The sequence below is a fragment of the Prosthecobacter fluviatilis genome (genome assembly GCF_055388355.1).
Genome location: NZ_AP043782.1, coordinates 1392852 through 1413999, shown reverse-complemented (window position 1 = coordinate 1413999; position 21148 = coordinate 1392852). Strand labels below are relative to the sequence as shown.

Annotated in this window: 19 protein-coding genes; 13 read left to right on the top strand and 6 right to left on the bottom strand. The window is 57.3% G+C overall.

Features of this window, described 5'->3' with window-relative positions:
* Positions 1–10 precede the first annotated feature (10 nt).
* The 11 genes from ACZ5WW_RS05350 (at position 11) to ACZ5WW_RS05300 (ending at position 13614) form a co-directional block, all read left to right on the top strand.
* A complete protein-coding gene (locus ACZ5WW_RS05350) occupies positions 11–742 on the top strand; it encodes an FkbM family methyltransferase (RefSeq protein WP_377166996.1) in 732 nt (243 codons plus the stop codon).
* A gap of 210 nt (positions 743–952) precedes the next feature.
* Entirely contained in the window at positions 953–1852 is a 900-nt protein-coding gene (locus ACZ5WW_RS05345) for a hypothetical protein (RefSeq protein WP_377166998.1), read from the top strand.
* Between the two features lie 18 nt (positions 1853–1870).
* Positions 1871–3094, top strand: coding sequence for a glycosyltransferase family 4 protein (locus tag ACZ5WW_RS05340; RefSeq protein ID WP_377167000.1), 1224 nt, complete (start codon positions 1871–1873; stop codon positions 3092–3094).
* A 27-nt stretch (positions 3095–3121) separates the two neighbouring features.
* Positions 3122–4246, top strand: a complete 1125-nt coding sequence (locus ACZ5WW_RS05335) for a glycosyltransferase family 4 protein (protein ID WP_377167002.1) — start codon at positions 3122–3124, stop codon at positions 4244–4246.
* 56 nt (positions 4247–4302) lie between these two features.
* Positions 4303–5022 carry a class I SAM-dependent methyltransferase gene (locus ACZ5WW_RS05330; RefSeq protein WP_377167004.1) on the top strand — a complete coding sequence of 240 codons (720 nt, stop codon included), beginning with the start codon at positions 4303–4305 and terminating at the stop codon, positions 5020–5022.
* A 301-nt stretch (positions 5023–5323) separates the two neighbouring features.
* Positions 5324–6772 carry a hypothetical protein gene (locus tag ACZ5WW_RS05325; protein ID WP_377167005.1) on the top strand — a complete coding sequence of 483 codons (1449 nt, stop codon included), beginning with the start codon at positions 5324–5326 and terminating at the stop codon, positions 6770–6772.
* A gap of 30 nt (positions 6773–6802) precedes the next feature.
* Complete coding sequence (locus ACZ5WW_RS05320; protein WP_377167007.1) at positions 6803–7693, top strand: glycosyltransferase family 2 protein; 891 nt, start codon at positions 6803–6805, stop codon at positions 7691–7693.
* Entirely contained in the window at positions 7690–9990 is a 2301-nt protein-coding gene (locus ACZ5WW_RS05315) for a glycosyltransferase (protein ID WP_377167009.1), read from the top strand. The genes ACZ5WW_RS05320 and ACZ5WW_RS05315 overlap by 4 nt, the downstream gene beginning before the upstream one ends.
* A gap of 1 nt (position 9991) precedes the next feature.
* Entirely contained in the window at positions 9992–11167 is a 1176-nt protein-coding gene (locus ACZ5WW_RS05310; RefSeq protein ID WP_377167011.1) for a glycosyltransferase, read from the top strand.
* A gap of 178 nt (positions 11168–11345) precedes the next feature.
* On the top strand, positions 11346–12281 hold the full coding sequence (locus tag ACZ5WW_RS05305) for a GDP-L-fucose synthase family protein (protein ID WP_377167778.1): 936 nt from the start codon (positions 11346–11348) through the stop codon (positions 12279–12281).
* 115 nt (positions 12282–12396) lie between these two features.
* Positions 12397–13614 carry a glycosyltransferase family 4 protein gene (locus tag ACZ5WW_RS05300; protein WP_377167013.1) on the top strand — a complete coding sequence of 406 codons (1218 nt, stop codon included), beginning with the start codon at positions 12397–12399 and terminating at the stop codon, positions 13612–13614.
* On the opposite strand, the gene ACZ5WW_RS05295 is transcribed toward ACZ5WW_RS05300, so the two are convergent.
* Positions 13586–14659 (bottom strand): alpha/beta hydrolase, encoded by a 1074-nt coding sequence (locus ACZ5WW_RS05295; protein ID WP_377167015.1) that lies wholly within the window; start codon positions 14657–14659, stop codon positions 13586–13588. The two genes, ACZ5WW_RS05300 and ACZ5WW_RS05295, sit on opposite strands and share 29 nt — an antisense overlap.
* A 43-nt stretch (positions 14660–14702) precedes the next feature.
* Positions 14703–15398, bottom strand: coding sequence for a zinc metallopeptidase (locus ACZ5WW_RS05290; protein WP_377167017.1), 696 nt, complete (start codon positions 15396–15398; stop codon positions 14703–14705).
* Between the two features lie 142 nt (positions 15399–15540).
* Between ACZ5WW_RS05290 and ACZ5WW_RS05285 the strand changes: the two genes are divergently transcribed.
* Both ACZ5WW_RS05285 and ACZ5WW_RS05280 read left to right on the top strand, forming a co-directional pair.
* Complete coding sequence (locus ACZ5WW_RS05285; protein WP_377167019.1) at positions 15541–16281, top strand: hypothetical protein; 741 nt, start codon at positions 15541–15543, stop codon at positions 16279–16281.
* A 94-nt stretch (positions 16282–16375) separates the two neighbouring features.
* The gene (locus tag ACZ5WW_RS05280; protein WP_184337899.1) at positions 16376–16615 is read left to right on the top strand and encodes an acyl carrier protein; all 240 of its coding nucleotides are present in this window, start codon (positions 16376–16378) and stop codon (positions 16613–16615) included.
* A gap of 295 nt (positions 16616–16910) precedes the next feature.
* Here ACZ5WW_RS05280 and ACZ5WW_RS05275 read toward each other — a convergent pair whose 3' ends face one another.
* From ACZ5WW_RS05275 to ACZ5WW_RS05260, 4 genes are all read right to left on the bottom strand, one after another.
* Positions 16911–17234, bottom strand: a complete 324-nt coding sequence (locus ACZ5WW_RS05275; RefSeq protein ID WP_377167021.1) for an FtsB family cell division protein — start codon at positions 17232–17234, stop codon at positions 16911–16913.
* An 8-nt stretch (positions 17235–17242) separates the two neighbouring features.
* On the bottom strand, positions 17243–18529 hold the full coding sequence (eno, locus tag ACZ5WW_RS05270; RefSeq protein ID WP_377167023.1) for a phosphopyruvate hydratase: 1287 nt from the start codon (positions 18527–18529) through the stop codon (positions 17243–17245).
* 396 nt (positions 18530–18925) lie between these two features.
* A complete protein-coding gene (locus ACZ5WW_RS05265; RefSeq protein ID WP_377167025.1) occupies positions 18926–19336 on the bottom strand; it encodes a hypothetical protein in 411 nt (136 codons plus the stop codon).
* Positions 19337–19660: 324 nt separating this feature from the next.
* The gene (locus ACZ5WW_RS05260; RefSeq protein ID WP_377167027.1) at positions 19661–20956 is read right to left on the bottom strand and encodes a DUF1501 domain-containing protein; all 1296 of its coding nucleotides are present in this window, start codon (positions 20954–20956) and stop codon (positions 19661–19663) included.
* Positions 20957–21148 lie beyond the last annotated feature (192 nt).

The window sequence follows — 21148 nt, the reverse complement described above, 5'->3', positions numbered from 1 at the left end:
AGAGGACAAGATGTCTACGAGAATTACTACTTTAATACGACGCTTCTTTTCTGCCAGACAGTTGGGGGTGACATTCCATCGAGCATCGACGTTTAAACTGCCAAGTCGCTTGCGGCTTCAATCGGGAAAATGGCTGCAACTGGAGCTGCCGGAAGATGAAGGCAGCCGTACGGCATTTATTGATCTGCTCCTTGATGACTGTTACGGATTACGGCGACTTCCCCGAAAGATGCTCACAGTGGCTGACATCGGTTGCCATGCGGGGCTGTTTTCCATTGCGGCACGGTTGCAATGGCATGAAGCTATGATTCATGCTTACGATCCTAATCCTGCCATGCAACCCTATTGGGCTAAGCATTCAGAGCAGGTGGGCTTCAGGGGGCACCTCGAAGCTGTTGGTTTAAAAGCTGAAACAGTGTCTCTATTAACTCATCCAGATTCGGTGCAAACGAGAATTGAAAGCTCGGAATCAGGGGGGATTGCTCAAATTTCTTTCCGCGAGGTGATTGAGCGGCTGGGTGGGGGGGCCGATTTAGTGAAGTTAGATTGTGAAGGAGCGGAGTGGGACATTCTAAAAGATCACGAAAGTTGGAAAAAGGTGAATTATCTTACCATGGAGTTTCATCTTTGGGCTGGCTACACGTTCAAGGAGCTAAGCCAGGCAGTCGAAAATTTGGGTTTTACCATCACATATCAAGAAATGGCGGGTGCCGATTTTGGTCTTCTACAGGCTAGACGTTAGTTTATAGTGGCTGTCTGAGAAAGTGGCGTTCATTTCATCAACTGCAATTATAGCTAATAGATGCTAATGGCTGAAATGGTTCAGTTTATACCTCCGGCTACTGGCTCATGTGGGGTGAAAGATTATGCAAGGTGCTTGGCCAAAACTTGGTATGGGGAAATTGAACCATATAATCAGGTGTATTCTGTGGCCGCTCAAACTTGCCGAGTAATGACTTCGCTTCCCATTGATCCCCAAAATGCGCATTCGCGGGCGGTGATCCTGCACTATTCTGGTTATGGCTACGCAAGACGAGGGGCTCCTGTTTGGCTTGTCCGATTCGTCGAACGATTTCGGAAACTGCATGCCAACATTCCTTGGCTCACTATGTTTCATGAAGTTGCTGCCTCGGGTCCTGTTCACACAAGCGCGTTTTGGACACGGCCGTTGCAGCTCTGGGTGGCTAAACGTCTGCGGAAGGTTTCAGACAGAGTGTTCACGAATTGCACAATGAATGCTAATATTCTATGTGAAGCCAAACCAAACACCAAAGAAGGGATTCGCATTGTTCCGGTTTTTTCAAATTTTGGCGAACCAGCCACGCTTGCTTCTGTGAATGATCGTCACTCACAGTTGGTAATTTTCACTTCAAACTTTGGACGTGGGAATCCGACACCAGAGTTTTGGCAGTGTGTCGCCCAGACAGTGGCTCTACATCACATAGAGCGTGTGGTCCTCATCGGTCGACCGGTGAGTTTGTTGCCTGAAGTGCCGTTTCCTATTCAGCAAACTGGTTTTCTGGAAACTGAAAAAGTTTCTGAACTGCTAGGTCAGTCTCGTTTTGGCTATGCATTTTTTGGCCCCTTGCTGCTTGGAAAGTCTGGTATTTTCGCGGCTTTTGCTGCTCATGGGGTGATTCCGCTCATTCCCGTTACTGACAAGACTCTTCCTGATGGATTAATTGCAGGCTTACACTATCTACGTCTCTGCGATAAATCTACTACTTTGGAGACCGAAAAAGTGCAGAAGGGATTGTTTCAGTGGTATCGTCAACATGACCTGATAACCACTGCTGCAGAATATATGAATGCAGCAGACCGGCTGCAAAACGGCAGCCGTTTATATTTGTAAACTCTGGTGAATTCTTTTATGTCATCGCCCCGCGCCATCGATGTCGGTTACTGCGGCGTGCATACAGCGTTTGAATGTGCGCTCGCAGCTCAGGAGTGTGGATGGCTGCGAAATTTTCACTGTTCCATTTATGATGCTCCCGGCAAATGGGGGGGCTTGGCAAGCCGCTACCTAGGGGGCGAGGCTCTCCGCAATCGTAGGGTGGATGGACTGGATCCAAGGCATATCTGTGAGTATCCTTTGCCTTGGCTTATTGATACTCTGGTGCGACGTTTTGGCGCCAAGGGGGAGTCCATGATGATGTTTACAGCATTCGATGCGCACTGCGCGCGAAAGTTGGAGCAGCAACCGCCAGATCTATTTGTGAGCACTGAGCGGAGTGCACTTAGGTCCTTGCAGATTGCTGCGCGTCTTGGGATTCATACCGTCCACGACTGTCCTCAGTTGCACCCTGTTGAGCTTGAAAAGCTTATGCAGCAAGCCTCGGATGCCTGTGATCTTCCTTGGAAAGGATTTCCAGATGGTGAAGCCATGATGGAGAGGAAGTTGCAGGAATATGAACTGGCCAGCCGCCTCATGGTCTATTCAGAGTTCCATGGGCAGAGTTTTGTGCGCCAGGGGGTGGCTCCTGAAAGGCTCTTTCAGAACCCACTGTGGGTCGATACCGATTTCTGGCAACCTGTCACCGCTGTAAAACGCTCTTCGTTATCGACTGGGACACTTCATCTGCTCTTTGTGGGCGAGCTTTCTATTCGCAAAGGCCTGCCATTCCTCTTCAAAGCGCTGGAACTGCTAGGCGCCCCTGTGCGTCTCACTTTGGCTGGTCGGCCCACTGATCAGATCGTGGTGCCCTCTCGTATTGGTCGTGCCGAAATCGTTGCCACGGGTCCGCTCACCAAACACCGCCTACGTGAGCTCTATGCCGAACATGACCTGCTGGTGCTGCCGTCCGTCGCCGACGCCTTTGGATGGGTGGCAGTAGAGGCCATGGCCTGTGGCATTCCTGTGTTACTGTCGGAAAACTGTGGTGCACCAGTTCCTGACCCTGCATGGCGTGTACCCGCCATGGATGCGGTGGCCCTTGCGGCTCGTTTGCAATTCTATCTAGATCATCCGGACAGACTTGGAGAGTGCGCTGCACAGTGTAGCTCCTTTGCCTCCCAGTTTATTCCAGTCCATTTTCGTGAGCGGGTTCGCCAGCAGTTCGCAGACTGGCTTTCTCCAATAGCGGGCACAAACTAAGTTCCAAGGCCAGTAAACCCTGCCTGCATGCGTATCCTGCTCCATTCCCATACGTTTCATCCTGCCGTAGGAGGTGTAGAAACCATCTCGGCCACTTTGGCGGACAACCTCGTGAAAACGGGGCATGACGTGCTCGTGGTGACCGAGACCCCTTTTCGGGAAAAAGACAGCTTTTCTTACCGAGTGGTGCGTGGAGCCTCATTTCGCACTCTTCTCAAACTGGCTCGTAATGTCGACATCATTCACTCGAATGGTGCAAGCTTGAAAATGGTTCCCTTAGCGTTGTTGGCCGGTAAACCCTTTCTTTGGACACACAACGGCTATCAAGTTAGTTGCATCGACGGCTTGGGTTGGGATGCGACCGGTCCAACGCCTATGACGCCTTTGGCCTCGGCCATGCATCACGCTAAAATCCGAGGCTTCTGGTCTGCTTGTCGTGCTTTAATCATCTTGGGAATCCGCCGTTGGGTTGCCCATCACGTCGCTTTCAACGCGGCAGCCACTCACTGGATCGCCAAGCGGCAGCCACTGCCACGACAAATCGTGCTTTATACCCCGTATCCTCTGGGACAATTTCTCTCTCGCAAAATCTCTGTTCCAGAGGCCTATGATTTTGTGTTTGTGGGGCGTCTCGTGAACGAGAAAGGAGTCGAAACTCTCCTCAAGGCACTCTCAATTTTACGCATGCGTCCGAATGGCGCCAATGCTACGCTTTTGATTGTGGGAGATGGTCCTTTACGCGAGCCGCTGCAAGCGCTAACGCGAGACTTATCGCTCGAAAAGGCAGTTCGATTTGCTGGTGCGCTCCGAGGGGAGTCGCTGCTTCACGCCATGGCATCTGCTACGGTGGGGGTCGTTCCTTCAGCTTATGAGGAACCTATGGGTGGGGTTGCCCTTGAAATGATTGCCTCGGGCCGAAGTGTGATTGTCTCAAGGAATGGAGGTATGTCGGAGTGTGTCGGCGATGCAGGGGTCAATTTTAAAAACGGCAATGCTGACGACCTTGCCGAGAAGATGAGCACGATGCTGGGCAATTCAGAAACGTGTCGCGCTTGTCTGCATGCAGCTGCTGAGCGAATCAAAGCTTTTGCCGAGGATTCGCTGACCCAAAAATACGTGGATCATTACCAAAGTATCATTGAAAATAAGTAGGTGAAAAATGATCTTCGAATTTAATTCGAAATATCAAGTGTGGCTATCATATATAAATGCAACGTTATATGTTAGAAAAAAGTATAGAGACTAATGACAAAGATCTGCTCGAACGCCGCATCGAGGCTTCCAAAGAGTCTAAAGGGACGAGCAGTGGAGCAGTTATTAATCATGCCTTGAGTGTTGCGTTGGGGGCAGGGGGCACGCGGAGCCTGCTTGAGTATGGGGCTGGCAGGGGAGACCTGATCAGGCGTCTGATTGCATCTGGATGGAGCGGTCCTATCACAGGTGCCGATCTTTTCGAGCGACCGGAAGACCTGCCGGACCAAGTCACTTGGTTGCAAGCGGATTTAAACCTGCCTTTGGAATGGTCTGGGGGCGGTTTTGATGTCGTTGTTTCCACCGAGGTGATTGAGCATTTGGAGAATCCTCGGGCAGTCGCGAGGGAATTTGCCCGGCTACTGCGCCCAGGGGGGGAGGTAATCCTTACCACGCCAAATCAAGAGAGTCTGCGCTCGTTGTTAAGCCTTGTTGTGACGGGACATTTTGCTTTGTTTCAAGACAGTTGCTATCCGGCGCACATCACTGCCCTGCTGCGCAAGGATCTTCTTCGGGTGTTTCAGGAGGCCGGATTCATAAACATCAGGTTCAGCTACGTGGCGCATGGCGGAGTTCCCAAGTTGCCACATATCAGCTGGCAACAGATATCCGCGGGTCTGCTCAAGGGACGTTGGTTCAGTGACACGATCGTGATGTCTGCTAAGTTGAAAGCGTGAGAAAAAATGGCGATGCTGACTGTAGTCGGCTGCCTGGGGTAAGTGGCATGTTAGCAAAGTCGCTTTCATTTGGCATTTGTTTATTCAGCTGTTCTGGCCGAAATGCGGCTGCGTAAAGTGCTTGTTCATCTGCTTCCCGCATTGTATGAAATCCTGGAGCTGATATGGCTGGAGATTATGGCCTGTGGGCGTCGTATTACTCTTGCTCCCCATTCGTTTATTGCGCGTCTGATCGAAGCTCTGTCCGGCATGCGCTGGTGGGGCCTATTCTTGAAGAGCATGTTCACAATACATTTTTGATATGAAGTTGACAATTTCACAAATGATGGCGCTTGGTGCCATTGGCACCGCGGTTATCGTTTTCCTGGCCATGATGAACTGGCGGAGGGCTGTGCATGCGGCGCTGATTGTTGCGTTGCTTGAAGGTGCCATCCGCAAATGGGTGTTCCCACAAGGGTCGGAGTTAGTTTACTTTTTTAAAGACATCATTCTTCTCGGTGCTTACATTAAGTTTTTCATGTTTCCCGATCCCGATGTCCGGTGTTGGCGGCTGCGTGTTCCTGGCACATTCATCGCCTGTGTCAGCCTAATTCTGGTGTTTTTTGGGGCGTTGAATCCGAACATAGGTTCGGCTGTTCTGGCGGTTTATGGGCTCAAGATATATCTTTGGTACATACCATTGGCTTTCATGGTGCCTCTGTTATTCCGAGATGAACAGCATCTGACAACGCTTTTTTTCCGCTACTCCCTCTTTGCAATCCCTATCTGCCTTCTTGGCGTGGCGCAGTTTTTTGCGGGGCCTGATTCGCCCATAAACACCTATGCCACCAGTGATCTGGCTGGAGTGCAGACTGTGGCAACTTTTGGTGCGGGACAAGCCGCGAGAGCGAGGATCACCGGCACATTTTCCTACATTGGCGGTCATAATATATTCGTTGTTTTGTTCTTCATCATTTCGCTCTGTTTGTTCTTGGGGATGGAGGGACGGCGAAAACTGGTTTTGCTGTTTGGCAATCTTCCTCTGCTTCTAGCCAACGCCTTCATGACTGGGTCGCGCTACACGGTTTTTAGCTTGCTCGGAATTGCCGCCATTGTCGGCTTGACAGCAAGTATGAGCCGAGTCGGCAAAGCAAGAAACACTTTCATCTACATGCTCATTGGATTCATTGTTGCAGCGGGCGGGGTGACGGTTTTTGCTGGCAAGGCCATTGATGCGTTTCAGACCCGTAATAAAACAGCGGGTGATACTTTTGAAGGCCGGGTTTTATCCCACCCCCTGATTGCAGTTACGGCTGCGGCGAAGGCGGTGGATTTTATGGGGTTTGGCATCGGCACTTCACATCCGGCAACTCTGGGAATTCGGCGTGCGCTCAAATTAAGCAATCCTAAAAGGGAGTGTCCCTATTACGACTCAGAGATTGGCCAGTGCATGGCGGAATTGGGCTGGCCTGCATTTTTGCTTTGGTATGCATTTCGGACCATGATGTTAATGGACTGTTGGGCAAGTTTTCGACGCTCGCCACCTTCCATCTTTCGATCTTTGGCACTGGGTTTTACCTGTTTCCATCTTCTACAGTATTCTGGTCAAATGGTGCTGAATCACACGGCCAATCTATTTCTCTGCGCTACATGGGGATTCTGTCTCATTCCACGGCTGGAGAGTTTGGTGCATCGTCCTCGCCGTGCCAGACAGGTGCGGCAGTCTGGTGTTACTCTCACACGACAACCGGCGATGCGTGGCAGCCGATAGCAGCTGCTTTTGCTGCGCGCATGATGTTCAATGGGCTTTGCTAGCGTTCCAATAACAGCGGCTGTGCCAGCCTGTCAGCGTTTTGCCCAGCTGCGAATGACCCTGGAGCGCTTGCATGCCTGTCAACCGCTGCCAGTTGAAATCCTCGTGCATCTCGATGGTAACGATGCTGCATTGCGCGAGATGGTGCAGGCGGAATTTCCTGATGTGCGGCTGCTGCATTCAGCAGTCTTGATGGGCCCCGGGGGGGCACGGGAGCGGATGATGCGGGAAGCTTCCTCCAAATGGATTGCTCACTTTGATGATGATTCTTTCCCGTTGGATGCTGATTATTTTGCGAAAGCTTGGGCGCTTATCTCCAAAATGCCTGAGACGGCTGTCTTTTGTGCCAGCATTCTTCCGTTTGAGGAGCCGGATACGCAGGGGCTTTGGCTTCAGGCTTTTTATCCTGGCTGCGGCCATTTGATGAATCGTGAATGGTTCATGAAAACGCGGGGCTATCAGCCGGTGCCCATCGCTTACAACCTGGAGGAGGTGGATGTGAGCCTGCAACTGCATGAACTTGGGGGCATGTGTTTGCAATCCGGGGAGCTGCGTGTGTTTCATGATCACCTGCCGCCTGAGCGTGAGGATGAGAACACCCAGGTGGCGATGATGATCAATACCGTGATCTTTCCGCTGCTGCGTTATCCTGTGGCGTTGTGGCCTCAGGCATGTGGAAGCATCGTTCGCCGTTTGCTGCGGCTTGCTTTGAATGGTGAGTGGAAGGTCATTGGCCGTTCGTTTTTGGCGCTGCCCGGGGCGGTGCGGAAATATTTTCCGCTGCGAGCTCCTGTTAAATTTGCCAGTGCGCTTTCCTGGCTGTTGCTACGGCGCTCGCCAGTGCGGGTCGCTGCCGTTTCTTCTCCTGCGTCTTCATGACTGATTTCTCTTTCCATGCGCAAGACAGGCAGGTCTCCGGCCCCTTGACCGTCTGTGTGATCACCTACCTGACTTCACCTTACCAAGTGGAGTTTTTCAATGCCATCGCCGCCGGTGGCGAGGTTGTCCTGCGTGTCATCTACCTGCGTAAACAGCACAGCGAGCACCCGTGGGGGCAGATGGAGCTGATGCACGAGCATCTGGCTTTGGAGGGGCAGTATGAGGTGACCGGTGAAGCCATACGGTGGGTGTTGGGCGCCGATCTGACGGTGTGCAATTATTACACGCACTGGTTCGCGCTGACGGCGCTTCATTTGCGGCACCTGAGCGCTCGTCCCTGGGTGTTTTGGGGGGAGCGTCCCGGATTTCTACGGCTGGGCTGGCTAGGGCGGCTAGCCCGCAAGGTTCTGCTTTACCCCATCGCAAAGAGCAAGGCGCCCATTTGGGCTATCGGGCGTGCTGGTGTTGCCGGATATCTGCGGGACTGGGGGGCGGCCAAAACGTACGTCAATCTGCCTTATTTTTCGGGGTTGCGCCGCTTTCGCATTCAACCTCGCAGTGCTCCTGCGGATGAACGTGTGGTTTTATATTCCGGTCTGCTCAACACGCGTAAAGGTGTTCTCGCTATGGCCGAGGGGTTTCAGGCGGCTGCCAAGATTCATCCTAACCTGCGTTTGATCATTCTGGGTTCTGGCCCTTTGGAAAAGCAAATGCGCCAGATTCTGTCTCCTGTGGCTGAAAAGGTGCAGTGGGAAGGCTTTCGCGAATGGCATGAGATTCCCACTTTTTATGCCCGTGCAGATGTGCTGTGCCTGCCTACGAGGCATGATGGCTGGGCCATGGTGATTCCGGAAGCACTGGCGGCGGGGCTGCCTGTGATCACGACCGTGGATGCGGGGGCGGCACTGGAAATGGTCAGCCATGGGGTGAACGGGTGGCTGCTCCCCAATTCTGACGCCAAAGCCATTGAGAATGCCCTGTGCCTGCTTGCGAAAATTCCTGCAGAGGAACTTGCGCAGGGAAGTGCTGCTGCGCGTGAAAGCGTCAAAGGGCATACGCTGGATGATGGGCGCAGGCGCTTTGTGGCGGCTGCACACGATGCTATGGCGGTCTTTGACTGCCGTCGCGCAGAGTCTAAACGAGTCGCCACGCGTTTGCTGCTGACAGGAACCTACGCTCCTGATGGTCTGCGAAGCATGAAGCGCTACGTGAATCTCATTCAGCTGGTTACGAAACAGTGGGCGGGGGCTGTGGAGTGTGTTGAGCCGCCGGTGATACTGGGGGGGCGGGCCTGGATGCCTTCACGGCTGCGAAAGATGCTGGGGTTTGCCGACAAGTACGTTATTTTTCCGATGGTTCTACGGGGGCATGCCGCTTACTTGGCGATGTGCGGCTATCATTGCGTCATTCATGTCACCGATCAGGGGTGGGGGCCTTTGATTCCGTGGATGGGGGGCTTTCGCGTCATGGTCACGGTGCATGATTTGATCGCGGTTAGGGCCTCAATCGGGGAAATACCCGGCATGGGTTCCACGGGTTGGTGGGGCGGCTGGTTTCAACGATGCATTTTGTGGGCGCTTCGGTTTCCTTCCACCATTGTCTGTGTTTCAGAGAAGACGCTTCAGGATTGTAAGCGTCTGGTGGGCAAGGGACATGATTTTCATGTGGTGTTAAACCCGCTCGATCCAGAGTTTGCTCTGCAGCTCAAAGCCGAGAATGGGGTGCCGGATTTGCCGGCCAGCTTTTTGCTGCATGTCGGCAACGGGCTTTGGTACAAAAACCGTGCTGGAGTGCTGCGTATTTATGCGGCGCTGGTGCGGCACTCGGGGCTGAAGGCGGTCCCGTCCATGGTGATGATGGGGGATCCTGCCACTGAGGCTGAACGGCAACTGGCTGCGGATTTGGGAATCGAATCCTCCGTTGTCTGGATGGCGCGGCCTCCTACTTCATGGATTGTCAGTGCCTATGATCGGGCGCTGGCTCTCATTTTTCCCTCCCTTGAAGAAGGCTTTGGCTGGCCGGTGTTGGAAGCCATGTCCCGTGGGTGTCCGGTGTTCGCATCGAATCGAGCTCCACTGACGGAGGTCGGAGGTGGGGCGGCGGAATACATCGATCCTGAGGCTCCCCAGCAGGCTGCCATGCTGATTGCCCAGCGGCTGGAGCAGGGGGATGTGTGGCGCCGGCAATGTGCGCTCATGGGCCGTCAGCGTGCGGAAATGTTTTCGATCAATCACTTTGGCGAGCAGATGAGGGCGGTTTACGCCGGAATGTTTACAGAGAAGGCTCAAGGGGAGTGAAATGAATTTGACCATCATCCATGCCATACACTCCATCGACCCTGCGCATGGGGGCACGACGGAGGCTGTCAGGCTGCTGTCGCGGACTCCGGCTCATTTGAGGTCGGTGGTGATCAGTTCAGATGATCCAGAGACTCGGTGGGGCAGTGACTGGCCCTGTGAGGTTCGGCTGCTGGGGCCTGCGAAGTCGAAGTTTGGCTGGACGCCGAACTGGGGGGCTGGGCTGGGAGAGTTGCTGCAGCCGGGGGCCGTTGTTGTTGTGCATGGTCTTTGGCAGTACCATGCCGTGGCGGCCGCCAGAGCGGCGGACAAGGCCGGGGTGCCGGTGATCATCTATCCGCATGGCATGCTGGATCCCTGGGCGCTGCGGCAGTCGCGATGGCTGAAACTGACAGCCTGGTGGGCATTCAATCGTCGAGTGTTCCGGCTGGCCTCCTGTGTGTGTTTTACGACGGAGGATGAGCGACGTCTTGCGGCGCCAAAGCTGCGAAACATTCGCGCGCGGCAGGTTGTGGTGCCTCTTGGGGTTGAGGGGCCGCCGGCGTCAACGGAGTCTCTGAGACTCGAATGCGAGCCGAGCCATCCTGCGCAGTCAGGAAAACGGATTTTTCTGTTTCTTGGGCGGCTGCATCCCAAAAAGGGCTGTGATTTGCTTCTTGAGGCGTTTGCCCGCTGGAGAGAGGCGCATGATGCGGGCAGGACGGTGCACCTTCGCTTTGTCGGGCCGCCGTGCACGGACCATTTCATGCAGAGACTCGTGACGCAATGCGCAGACCTGGGGCTGAAAATGGACGAGGATGTCTCTTTTGCGGGTGGGGTGAATGGCAGGGGCAAATGGCGTGAGCTGGCTGCTGCGGAGGTTTTGGTGCTGCCGTCACACCAGGAAAACTTTGGGATTGTGGTGGCCGAGGCTCTCGCATGCCAAGTGCCGGTGCTGCTGTCTGACAAGGTGAATACGGCGCCGTTTATTGAGGAATACAGCGCGGGGCTGGTGGCTGACGACAGCGTGGCGGGTACTCTGCAGCTGCTGCAGGGCTGGTCGGCCAAATCTGCGGATGAAAAAATGCACTGCCGGGAGAATGCGCGGCGGCTTTATCTGGCCCATTTTGACATGGAAAAGGCGCGAAGGCGCTTTCTGGATGTGGTGGAGGACATGCAGGCCGGGAAGCGCTGCTAGAAGGCAGCTGCCGTCAGTGCGGCTGCTGCGGCTCACGCTTTCTGCGTGGACGGGCCGCGAAAGCGCAGGGGCTGTGCGCTGGTGAGACTTGCCACTGCTGACATAGTTGCTAAAAAAAGCTGGACGTTGCTCTCAAGCTGGCTGAACACGAAATATAGTGAATTTACTCTGAAGCATGATGAAGCTTTTTATTTCTGGTCATACAGGCATGGTGGGGAGCGCGCTGGTGCGGCGCTTTCAAAAGATCTCGGGTGTCACCATCGTCACTCGCACACGCCAGGAGCTGAATCTTTCTGACCAGGCGGCGGTTGCGGCCTTCTATCTCGCGGAAAAGCCGGACGCGGCCATCATTGCGGCAGGCAAGGTGGGCGGCATTCACGCCAACAACACCTATCCGGCCGAGTTCATCTATGAAAATCTGGCCATCGCGACGAACTGCATCCACGGTGCCTACAAGGCCGGGGTGAAGCGTCTTCTGTTTCTCGGCAGCTCCTGCATTTACCCGAAGCTGGCTCCGCAGCCCATGCCGGAGGATTGCCTGCTGACCTCGGCGCTAGAGCCGACGAATGAGGCGTATGCCATTGCCAAGATCGCGGGGCTGAAGATGGCCGAATACTACCGCAAGCAGTATGGCGTGGTCTATCACTCGGCCATGCCGACGAATCTATACGGCCCCAATGACAACTACCATCCGCAGAACTCCCATGTGATGCCGGCGCTGATCCGCCGCTTTCATGAGGCGCGGCTGGCGGAGCTGCCTGAGGTGGTGGCCTGGGGCACGGGCCGGCCGCAGCGTGAATTCCTGCATGCGGATGATCTTGCAGATGCCTGCGCGTTTCTGCTGCAGCTGGAAAATCCGCCGGATCTGGTCAACGTCGGCTGCGGCACGGATGTGACGATCCGCGAGCTGGTGGAAATGGTGGCTGAAGTGGTGGGCTACAAGGGGCAGATCGTCTGGGACAAGACCAAGCCCGATGGCACGCCGCGCAAGCTGCTGGATACCACGCGCCTGAACCAGCTCGGCTGGCAGCCGCAGATCTCGCTCAGGGACGGTCTGTCGCAGACCTATGCATCCTTCCTGGAGGAGATGCAGACCCACCGGCTGCGCGGCTGAGTGCCGCGTGGCAACTGTGTGCGCTGCGGGTGGCGGCGCAGACGTAGCTTTGGAGTAGCAGGTGTTATCCTGCAGTGTCTCTCGTTCTGAGGGGCGGTTGCCCGTTTGCCAGGCCATGAAGATCCTTCTGCTCAACCAGTGCTTCCATCCGGACCATGTGGCGACGGCGCAGCATCTCACGGATCTGGCGCATGAGCTGGTCAGATGCGGCCATCAGGTGACGGTGGTGGCGTCGTCGCGTGGGTATGACAATCCGGAGCTGCGCTATCCGGTGCGCGAGACGTGGCGGGGCATCGACATCCGCCGGATCTGGACGCCGGGGCTTGGCAAGAAGGCCAAGTGGCGGAGGCTGGTGGACTTTGCCATCTTCTGGGGCAATGCCACGCGCATTCTGTTCTTTCTGCCTCGGCAGGACGTCACGGTGTGCCTGACCTCGCCGCCGCTCATCTCTACGCTGGGCACCGTCGTGGCAAAGCTCAAAGGCGGCTCGGTGGTGCCGTGGGTCATGGACTTGAATCCGGATGAAGCTGTGGCTGCCGGGTGGCTGAAGGCCGGGGGCATCGTGGAGCGCACGCTCACGTTCATCCAAAACTGGAGCTTTCGGCGTGCCTCGCGCATCATCGCGCTGGACCGCTTCATGGCGGAGCGCCTGATGGCCAAAGGGGCGGGCGCGGAGGTCATCCATACGGATGCGCCGTGGTCTCACGATCAGGCGATAGGATACGACAGGGTAGGGCGCGAGGACTTCCGTGCGGAGCATGGGCTCGCGGGCAAGTTTGTCGTCATGTACTCCGGCAATCACAGTCCGTGCCATCCGCTGGATGCGGTGCTGGCGGCGGCGCAGGAGATGCGGGGGGAGGAGCGGCTGCACTTCCTGTTTGTGGGCGGTGGCAGCGAGTTCAAAAAGGTGCAGGCTTTTGCCAAAGAGCAGGCGCTCCAAAACATCACCTGCCTGCCGTATCAGCCGATGGAGAAGCTCTCGGGTTCGCTTTCGGCGGCGGATCTGCATCTGGTGGTGATGGGGGATGCTTTTGTGGGCATCGTGCACCCCTGCAAAATCTACAACATCCTCACGCTGGGCATTCCGTTTCTCTTCATCGGGCCGGATCAAAGCCATGGGGCTGATCTGGCGCGGCGGCTGAGTGATCCGGCACAGGGGCGGGTGGCGCGGAATGGGGATGTGGCGGGCATCGTGGGGCAGATCCGTGAGGCGCTGACGCTGGGGCCGCAGCCGGTCAATGCGGCGGCCATGGCACTGGGGGCGGAGTTTTCCCATTCGGTGCTGTGCCCGCGGCTGGTGCGGGTCATTGAGCAGGCCGCAGCACTCGCTTGATCAGCTCGTAGCTGGCAAAGCGCTCCGTATCTGGGAAATCGTGGTCGGAGTCGGGGTGGGCCACCTGCAGGCGTGACTCTGCTTCGTGCAGCCTGAACAAGGGCAGAGCTGCGGCTGCGATGCGGTCCACGCTCTGCCACTGGAAATTGGCATCGCGCAGAGGGGCGTTTACAAACACATGGCGTGGGGCGAGGCAGGCGATGAGCTCATAATGGTCCCAGGGGCAGTCCTGCGGGTGGCCCAGATAGTCTGCCATGCGCAGCATGTAGCGCTCCTGGATGTAGCCTTGAATGTTGCCGCCTTTGTAGTCGAGGATGGAATCAAAGCCGCAGCTTGAGACGATGACCTGGATGCGATCGTCAAACACAGCGGTAAAGATGGCATTGTGCCCGCCGAGAGAGTGGCCGATGGCGGCGTAGCCGTGGCTGCGGTCCACGTAGGGCAGGGAGTCCAGGTAGTCGAGGCCGCGGAGGTTGTCCCAGATGGCCTTCATGGTGCCGCTGGGCATGTGCAGCGCCTTCAGGTCTGGCTGATAATCCGCCAGCAGGGGATAACTGGGGGAGAGTGTGACAAAGCCGCGCTCGGCCATCTCCTGCGCGTATTGTCGGTGAGGCTTGCCGCCTAGGCCCACGACGACCTTGAAGCCGATCTTGTTTTCCGTGGGGTGCAGGCAGAGCACCGCCGGCGTTTTCGTGCCTGCGAGCGCCGTTTTGGGAATGCAGAGGTAAGCGGTGACCTTGCCGCCGGGCTGGGAGGTGTAGGTAATGAGCCGGCGCACATAGCTGCCGCAGTCGGTTTCCTCCACGATCTGCGGTTCCAGCGGGCAGCGCAGCTCAGGGCCGGGCAGAGGGCCTGCGACCTGCTGAAAGCCTGCCAGCGCCTCCGCACGGCGGCTCGCCCATTCGGCAGGGGTTTGGGCCATCTTGACCGTGCCGTCCTGGGCGCGATATTCCAGCAGGTTGGACCGGCTCAGGCCGCGGATCTTGGGCACGTCCTCTGAGAAGGCGAGGCAGGGCAGGGTGAGGGCAAGAAAAAAGCGGCGCATGGAAAGCCATACGCCGCCGCTGTGGGGTTTATTAGCGGGCTGCTCAGTCTTCGCGCCGGTTCCCGCCGAGCAGGAGCATGGCGTAGTAGAGGAAGGTGCCCAGGGCGCTGATGAAGGCCGCCACGTAGGTCAGCGCGGCCGCGTCGAGCACGCGGCTCATGGCGGCGGTTTCTTCTCCCGGGGCGATGGCGCCCGTGCTGGCCAGGATGCGCTTGGCACGTGCTGTGGCGTCAAACTCCACCGGCAGGGTGATGAGCTGAAACAGCATCACGACGCCAAAGCAGAGGGCGAGGATGGGCAGGGCGATCTTGGGCGCGAAATAGAGCAGGCCAAAGCCGACAAAGGGGATGATCTGACCCGCGAGGGTGGTGATGCCCACTGCGGCCATGCGCCACTGCAGCGGGGCGTAGAGCTGCTGGTGCTGGATGGCGTGGCCGCACTCATGCGCCGCCACGCCGAGCGCGGCGACGTTGGTGCCGTAGTAGTTTTCCTCGCTGAGCATGAGCTGCTTGTTCCCCGGGTCATAGTGGTCGCTGAGCTGGCCCTGTATGGGGTGGATGCTGACGTCGCGAATGCCGTTGATGTCGAGGATCCGCTGGGCGATCTGCGCTCCGGTAAAGCCGGACCGTGCCGGGACCTGGGAGTAGCGGGAGTAGGCGCTTTTCACGCGCCAGGAGGCAAAGAAGGACAGCGCCATCGTGCCAAGAAAAAGCAGGAGGTAGAGTGGGTCGATGTACATGGTTTTTTTTAGAATGATGTTTGCGCAAGATTACGCGCGCAGTGTGGTCTTGGATAGCGTGCGGGCATTGCAAAAATGGGCCTAGTTTGTCACACAAATCCCGTGTTGCTTCCCAGCTTGGCTGCGATTGAGTCCGCCGTTCATGGAAACCGCCGCCCCCGCCTCTCCCCCACCGGCTTCAGAGCCGATCATCTGCCGCATAGCGTCCTGGTACTACTACCGCCGCATGGGCCCGCTGGCGGTGCTGTTTTTGGTGTTTGGCGGCATGTTTCTCAAGGACGGCATCTGGGGCTACCCAGAGGTGGCCGCGCTGGCGCGCAAGAAGGAGTGGTTCATGAAGGAGTACCTGCCCTCCTTTGAGGCTGCCAAAAAAGAGGGGCGGCTGGAGCAGTGGATGGCGGACTCGAAGGCCAAGGGGCTGCCCACAGGCGTGGATGGCGACGTGCCGCGCTGGAAAAGCTACGCCGCGCAGAACGGCTGGGAGGAAGACCCCAAGCTGTACAGCGACCGTGAGATCGCCGAGCAGTTTTACTGGGCCTACGCCTGCTTTGCCGGAGCCCTGGTGGTGGGCATTCTCGTCCTGCTGAACAGGAACAAGGTGCTGCGCGCAGAGGCTGACCACTGGGTGACTCCGGAGGGGCGGCAGATACGCTACGCAGATGTGTGCCGGGTGGACAAACGCAAGTGGGAGCACCAGGCGCTGGCGTATGCCTGGTACCGGACGGAAGACGGCAAGGAGAAGCGCGCGGTGATCGATGACCTGAAGTTTGACGGCGCCGGACGTGTGCTGGAGCGCCTGCTGTCCCGGTTCAGCGGTGAATTGATCGAAAAAATCATTGAAACAGAGAGCGCCGAAACCGTACCTGAAGAGGCGAAAAAATAATGGCACCTCTTTGAGATTGAAAAAGGCGGGAATTTCCCCTTGCCAAAGCAAACTCAGCCGCTAAAGCTCCGCCCCATCCCAACAACCCCCATCTATGGCAGAAAACATCACAGAAAAAGTCCGCGACATCATCGTTGAACAGCTTGGCGTGAATCCCGAGCAGGTCACTTCCGAAGCCAAGTTCATCGAAGATCTCGGTGCCGATTCCCTCGACACCGTTGAGCTGGTGATGGCCTTTGAAGAAGAATTCGGCATCGACGTCCCAGACGAAGAGGCAGAGAAGCTTCAGTCCGTGGGCGATGTCGTCCGCTACGTCGAAGAAAACGCCGAGTAATATCGGTCCCCCTCAAGGATTTCAAACAAAAGCCAGGTGGTTCATTCCGCCTGGCTTTTTTGCTGTGGGTTGCGCGGGGGGGGGGGCAGATGGCTCCGCCATCAGGGAGGTCAACATCGAGAACAGACCCGTTTTCAACGAACGGTGGTATAAAACCTCTCCGCCACAGGCCTGTTTTTTAATGGCTCGTGATATGACAGGCGCGTGTTGCGCTGCTACACGTGATTTGCCTGCTGAGCCATGTGGACGGCGTCACCTCATGCATGCGGCTTTTCCGGCTGCATTCCCGCCCCTGCTAAAACCTCAGCACAAACTCGCCTTCCTTCTGCAGGTGCAGGCGGTCGCGGGCGGCCATTTCGAGGTAAGCGTTGTCGTTTTTGATCCACTCCATGCGGCGCAGGAGTTTGTCGCGGTCAGCCTGGAGCACTGTGCGCTCTTTCTTGAGCTGCTCCAGCTTCGTACGCATGGCGTTCTGCGTGTGGATGGGGTTGTCGCACAAAACGTACACGACAGGCACTACGAGCAGCAGCAGAACGAAGCGTGCCACCTTGAGGAATGCGCGCACCCAGACTTCCCAGCGTGACTGGGGCTCGGATGCGCGCACTTCTCGGTAGTTCATAGGGGGGCTTAGACTTTCATGCGGCCGCCAAAGATGGCGTTCTCGCCCAGTTCCTGCTCGATGCGCAGAAGCTGGTTGTACTTAGCGATACGGTCGCTGCGGCTCATGGAGCCGGTCTTGATCTGGCCGCAGTTGGTGGCGACGGCGAGGTCGGCGATGGTGTAGTCTTCGGTCTCACCGGAGCGGTGGCTCATGACGGCGGTGTAGCCGTGGCGGTGGGCGAGGTCGACGGCGTCGAGGGTCTCGGTGAGGGAGCCGATCTGGTTCACCTTCACGAGGATGGAGTTGGCCACGCCCTGGTCGATGCCCTTCTGGAGGAATTCCACGTTGGTCACGAAGAGATCGTCGCCGACCAGCTGGGTGGTGGCGCCGAGTTCCTTGGTGATGGTGCTCCAGCCTGCCCAGTCGTTTTCGGCGCAGCCGTCTTCGATGGAGATGATGGGGAACTTCTTCTTGAGCTCGGCGTAGTAGGCCACGAGTTCGGCGGCGCTGCGCTCGGACTTGTCGGACTTCTTGAAGACGTACTTGTTCTTGGCCTTGTCAAAGAACTCGGAGGAGGCGACGTCGAGGGCGATGAAGATGTCTTCACCGAGCTTGTAGCCGGCCTTGTCCACGGCCTGGGCGATGACTTCCAGCGCGTGGTCGGCACTCTTCAGGGTGGGGGCAAAGCCGCCTTCGTCACCCACAGCGGTGCTGAGGCCGAGGTCGTGCAGGATTTTCTTCAGGGAGTGGAAGACCTCGGCGCCGTAGCGGAGGGACTCGGAGAAGGTGGGGGCGCCTTTCGGCATGATCATGAACTCCTGGAAGTCAATGGGGGCGTCGGAATGCGCGCCGCCGTTGATGATGTTCATCATCGGCACGGGGAGGACCTTGGCGTTCGGGCCGCCGAGGTACTTGTAGAGGGGCTGGCCCAGGGTGGCGGCAGCGGCCTTGGCCACGGCGAGGGAGACGCCGAGGATGGCGTTGGCGCCGCACTTGGCCTTGGTCTTGGTGCCGTCCACTTCGCGCATGGCGTTGTCGATGCCGACCTGGTCGAGGGCGTCTGCGCCGATGAGGGCGTCTGCCAGCTCATTGTTCACGGCGTCCACGGCCTTGAGCACGCCTTTGCCGAGGAAGCGCTTCTTGTCACCGTCGCGCAGTTCCAGAGCTTCGTGTTCGCCAGTGCTGGCTCCGGAGGGGACGGCTGCACGGCCCATGGCGCCGCCTTCGATGTACACGTCCACTTCCACTGTGGGATTGCCGCGTGAGTCAATGATTTCGCGTCCGATGATGCGCGAGATGGTGAGTTCGTCCATGAGGATAGATTATTTAAGTTTTGCTAATTAATGGGGATTTTTCAAGAAGGTTTCGAGAAAAGTCCGGGGGAGGGGCTTCATACACCGGCGGAGCGGGGGTGCAAATGGTAGGTTTTGACGGAGGTGCAAGAGATGGCCCGGAGCGGCGGGGGAGGGAAAGACCTTGGGAGCTGGATCGGGAAGGGGGGCGGCTGAGCGTAAAGGCCATTTGTAGTGCGGTCGCGCAGCGAAGGATGAGCGCAGCTACCGCTTTCGGGCGCCTATGCGCTTTCGGGTGCTTAGTGGTGCTCGGAAAAGATGCCAGGCATGAGCGGCTCGGTGCCAAAGCCCCGGCACCTTTCTCGGCTGTGGTGCTCGCGGGGTTGCTCGAAAAGTGGCGTAAACAGCGGAGTTCTGTTAATGCTGCGGTGGAAAATAAGTTTCGGGGCTTTCTTTGGTATAGTCGATGCCATATAGCGTCACTGAAGTTTGCTCTGGACGCAGCATTGGTCTTGCGCGTCTGCCAAGAAGCGCCCTCAGGCGATACTTCTCGAAAGAGTCTCCGTAATAATAAAAAGCATCGTGAACACAACTCAGGCCAAAGCAACGTCCATCAGAGGCTACATAAAACTCTCCGTGGCCATGATCCACCTCTCCGACTCCCACAAGGGTGGTCTTCAACAACGACTCCCACTCAAGAACTTCCTTTGAATAGTAGCAACGATCTAGCAGTTTGAAATCAATGGATCCGCGACGCTGCCCCCACAACTTCGAGAGGATGTCTCTACTGGGATGGTCCTGTGGAATCCATTCAGGCAGGTCTGTCATCGCATCGGCATTATGGTTTGGCTAACATGGTCGATCATCCATAGATCGTGAGGTTCGTCAGCAGCTTTACGAAAAGATGTCATGCATGAGCGCGCATGACCCATGGCATACGGCCCAGTGCCCACGAAAAAAACGCGACAGCGTCTTGGACTGCGGTGGGAAGCGCAGCGCCACACCGCTTTTCGCAGGCCGGACGGCACGCTTAGGCCCATGAATACTCAGTACCCCGCGAAAGCGGTATCGTCGATGCAGGCTTGCGCCGTGCATCTCTGCCACCGCAGTCCAAGACGCTGTCGCGCTGATTGAGCGTCCTTTTCCTCCGCATTAACCAAACAGCTGCGTCACCGGCCTGCCCTTGTCCGCGACGGTGAATGGGCGCTTGCTTGGGCTGTAGAGCACCTGATCCAGCGGAATGCCCAGCGCGTAGGCGATGGTGGCGTTGAAGTCAGGGATGGTGACGGGATTGACGGTGGCTTCGTTTCCTCCGGCATCGGTGGCTCCATAGACCTGACCGCCCCGGATGCCGCCGCCCGCCATGAGGCAGGAGAAGCCGCGGGCGTGGTGGTCACGGCCGTCGTTGGCATTGATCTCCGGCGTGCGGCCAAAATCGGTGGAGAGCACCACCAGCGTTTCTTCGAGCAGGCCGTGGGCTTCCAGGTCCTGGAGGAGTGTGCTGAGGGCGGAGTCGAGCTCATCGCACAGTTCCGGCACGCGGGTGAAGTTGGCGTTGTGGGTGTCCCAGCTGCCAAAGGAGACTTCGACAAAGCGGACGCCGTGCTCGACGAGGCGGCGCGCCAGCAGGCAGCCCTGGCCAAAGCGGTCCGTGCCGTACTTGCTGCGCAGGGCGTCGGGCTCGGCGCTGAGGTCAAAGGCGGCAAGTTCTTCGCTCTTCATCATCTTGAGGGCGTCATCGTACATGTCGGCGTAGGCGCGCACGTTTTTGACGTTGTAGGTCTCGGCAAACTGGCGGTCGAGCTGCTTGGCCACGCTGAGGCGGCTGTTGAAGCGCTCCTCCGTGAACCACTGGTTGGTCTTGACGTTGTTGATGCCGCTTTCGGGGTCGTTGATCATCAGCGGTGCGAAGCGGCTCTCAAAGAAGCCCGCACCGGGATGGCGGCTGTCATTGCCGATCATCACGCTGCCGGGGAGCGTGGGGTTGCCACGGTCCTGAAACTTCTGCAGCCACGCACCCATGGAGGGGTGGCGGATGCTGCTGCGCATGGTGTAGCTCGTGTGCTGGTAGTAGTTGGCCTGCTCATGCGCGCCCTGCGTCGTCATCATGCTGCGGATGACGGCCAGCTTGTCCATCTGCCGGGCTATCAGCGGGATGTTCTCCGAGACGCGGATGCCATCCACCTTGGTGCTGATGACCTTGGTCAGCCCCATAATGTCCGGCTTTTCCGGCTTGGGGTCAAAGGTGTCCAGGTGGCTCATGCCGCCGTTCATGTAGAGGTAGATCACGTTGCGCGCCGTGGCGGCCTGCTTCAGCGGCGAGGCTCCCTGCCCGGGGGCGGCCAGGATGCGGGAGCCGAAATGGGCTGCCGTGCTGACACCGAGAAAGGTCTTGGCGGCACCGGAGACAAATGCGCGGCGGCTGAGGTCATTGCGAAGGGGATTCATGGACAGGGCAGGGGATGGGGATTGCGCCCCTTTAACGCTGGCAGGCGGAGGACTTATCACAAGATTTGTGCGGTTCGTTCCGTGGAGGTGGTGGTGGCTTGCTCGCGGTGGGTACGCGCATGCCCAACGTAGGCAGGGCTGACTGTCCTCAGCCAGCCGCCGTCGAAGCCCATGATCTTCGGATAAGAAACT

What these genes read in the sequence shown, in the direction of transcription:
- ACZ5WW_RS05350 (WP_377166996.1), top strand. Translation starts at nt 11, where the DNA reads ATGTCTACGAGAATTACTACTTTAATACGACGCTTCTTTTCTGCCAGA.
- ACZ5WW_RS05345 (WP_377166998.1), top strand. Translation starts at nt 953, where the DNA reads ATGACTTCGCTTCCCATTGATCCCCAAAATGCGCATTCGCGGGCGGTG.
- ACZ5WW_RS05340 (WP_377167000.1), top strand. Translation starts at nt 1,871, where the DNA reads ATGTCATCGCCCCGCGCCATCGATGTCGGTTACTGCGGCGTGCATACA.
- ACZ5WW_RS05335 (WP_377167002.1), top strand. Translation starts at nt 3,122, where the DNA reads ATGCGTATCCTGCTCCATTCCCATACGTTTCATCCTGCCGTAGGAGGT.
- ACZ5WW_RS05330 (WP_377167004.1), top strand. Translation starts at nt 4,303, where the DNA reads ATGCAACGTTATATGTTAGAAAAAAGTATAGAGACTAATGACAAAGAT.
- ACZ5WW_RS05325 (WP_377167005.1), top strand. Translation starts at nt 5,324, where the DNA reads ATGAAGTTGACAATTTCACAAATGATGGCGCTTGGTGCCATTGGCACC.
- ACZ5WW_RS05320 (WP_377167007.1), top strand. Translation starts at nt 6,803, where the DNA reads ATGGGCTTTGCTAGCGTTCCAATAACAGCGGCTGTGCCAGCCTGTCAG.
- ACZ5WW_RS05315 (WP_377167009.1), top strand. Translation starts at nt 7,690, where the DNA reads ATGACTGATTTCTCTTTCCATGCGCAAGACAGGCAGGTCTCCGGCCCC.
- ACZ5WW_RS05310 (WP_377167011.1), top strand. Translation starts at nt 9,992, where the DNA reads ATGAATTTGACCATCATCCATGCCATACACTCCATCGACCCTGCGCAT.
- ACZ5WW_RS05305 (WP_377167778.1), top strand. Translation starts at nt 11,346, where the DNA reads ATGAAGCTTTTTATTTCTGGTCATACAGGCATGGTGGGGAGCGCGCTG.
- ACZ5WW_RS05300 (WP_377167013.1), top strand. Translation starts at nt 12,397, where the DNA reads ATGAAGATCCTTCTGCTCAACCAGTGCTTCCATCCGGACCATGTGGCG.
- ACZ5WW_RS05295 (WP_377167015.1), bottom strand. Translation starts at nt 14,659, where the DNA reads ATGCGCCGCTTTTTTCTTGCCCTCACCCTGCCCTGCCTCGCCTTCTCA.
- ACZ5WW_RS05290 (WP_377167017.1), bottom strand. Translation starts at nt 15,398, where the DNA reads ATGTACATCGACCCACTCTACCTCCTGCTTTTTCTTGGCACGATGGCG.
- ACZ5WW_RS05285 (WP_377167019.1), top strand. Translation starts at nt 15,541, where the DNA reads ATGGAAACCGCCGCCCCCGCCTCTCCCCCACCGGCTTCAGAGCCGATC.
- ACZ5WW_RS05280 (WP_184337899.1), top strand. Translation starts at nt 16,376, where the DNA reads ATGGCAGAAAACATCACAGAAAAAGTCCGCGACATCATCGTTGAACAG.
- ACZ5WW_RS05275 (WP_377167021.1), bottom strand. Translation starts at nt 17,234, where the DNA reads ATGAACTACCGAGAAGTGCGCGCATCCGAGCCCCAGTCACGCTGGGAA.
- eno (WP_377167023.1), bottom strand. Translation starts at nt 18,529, where the DNA reads ATGGACGAACTCACCATCTCGCGCATCATCGGACGCGAAATCATTGAC.
- ACZ5WW_RS05265 (WP_377167025.1), bottom strand. Translation starts at nt 19,336, where the DNA reads ATGACAGACCTGCCTGAATGGATTCCACAGGACCATCCCAGTAGAGAC.
- ACZ5WW_RS05260 (WP_377167027.1), bottom strand. Translation starts at nt 20,956, where the DNA reads ATGAATCCCCTTCGCAATGACCTCAGCCGCCGCGCATTTGTCTCCGGT.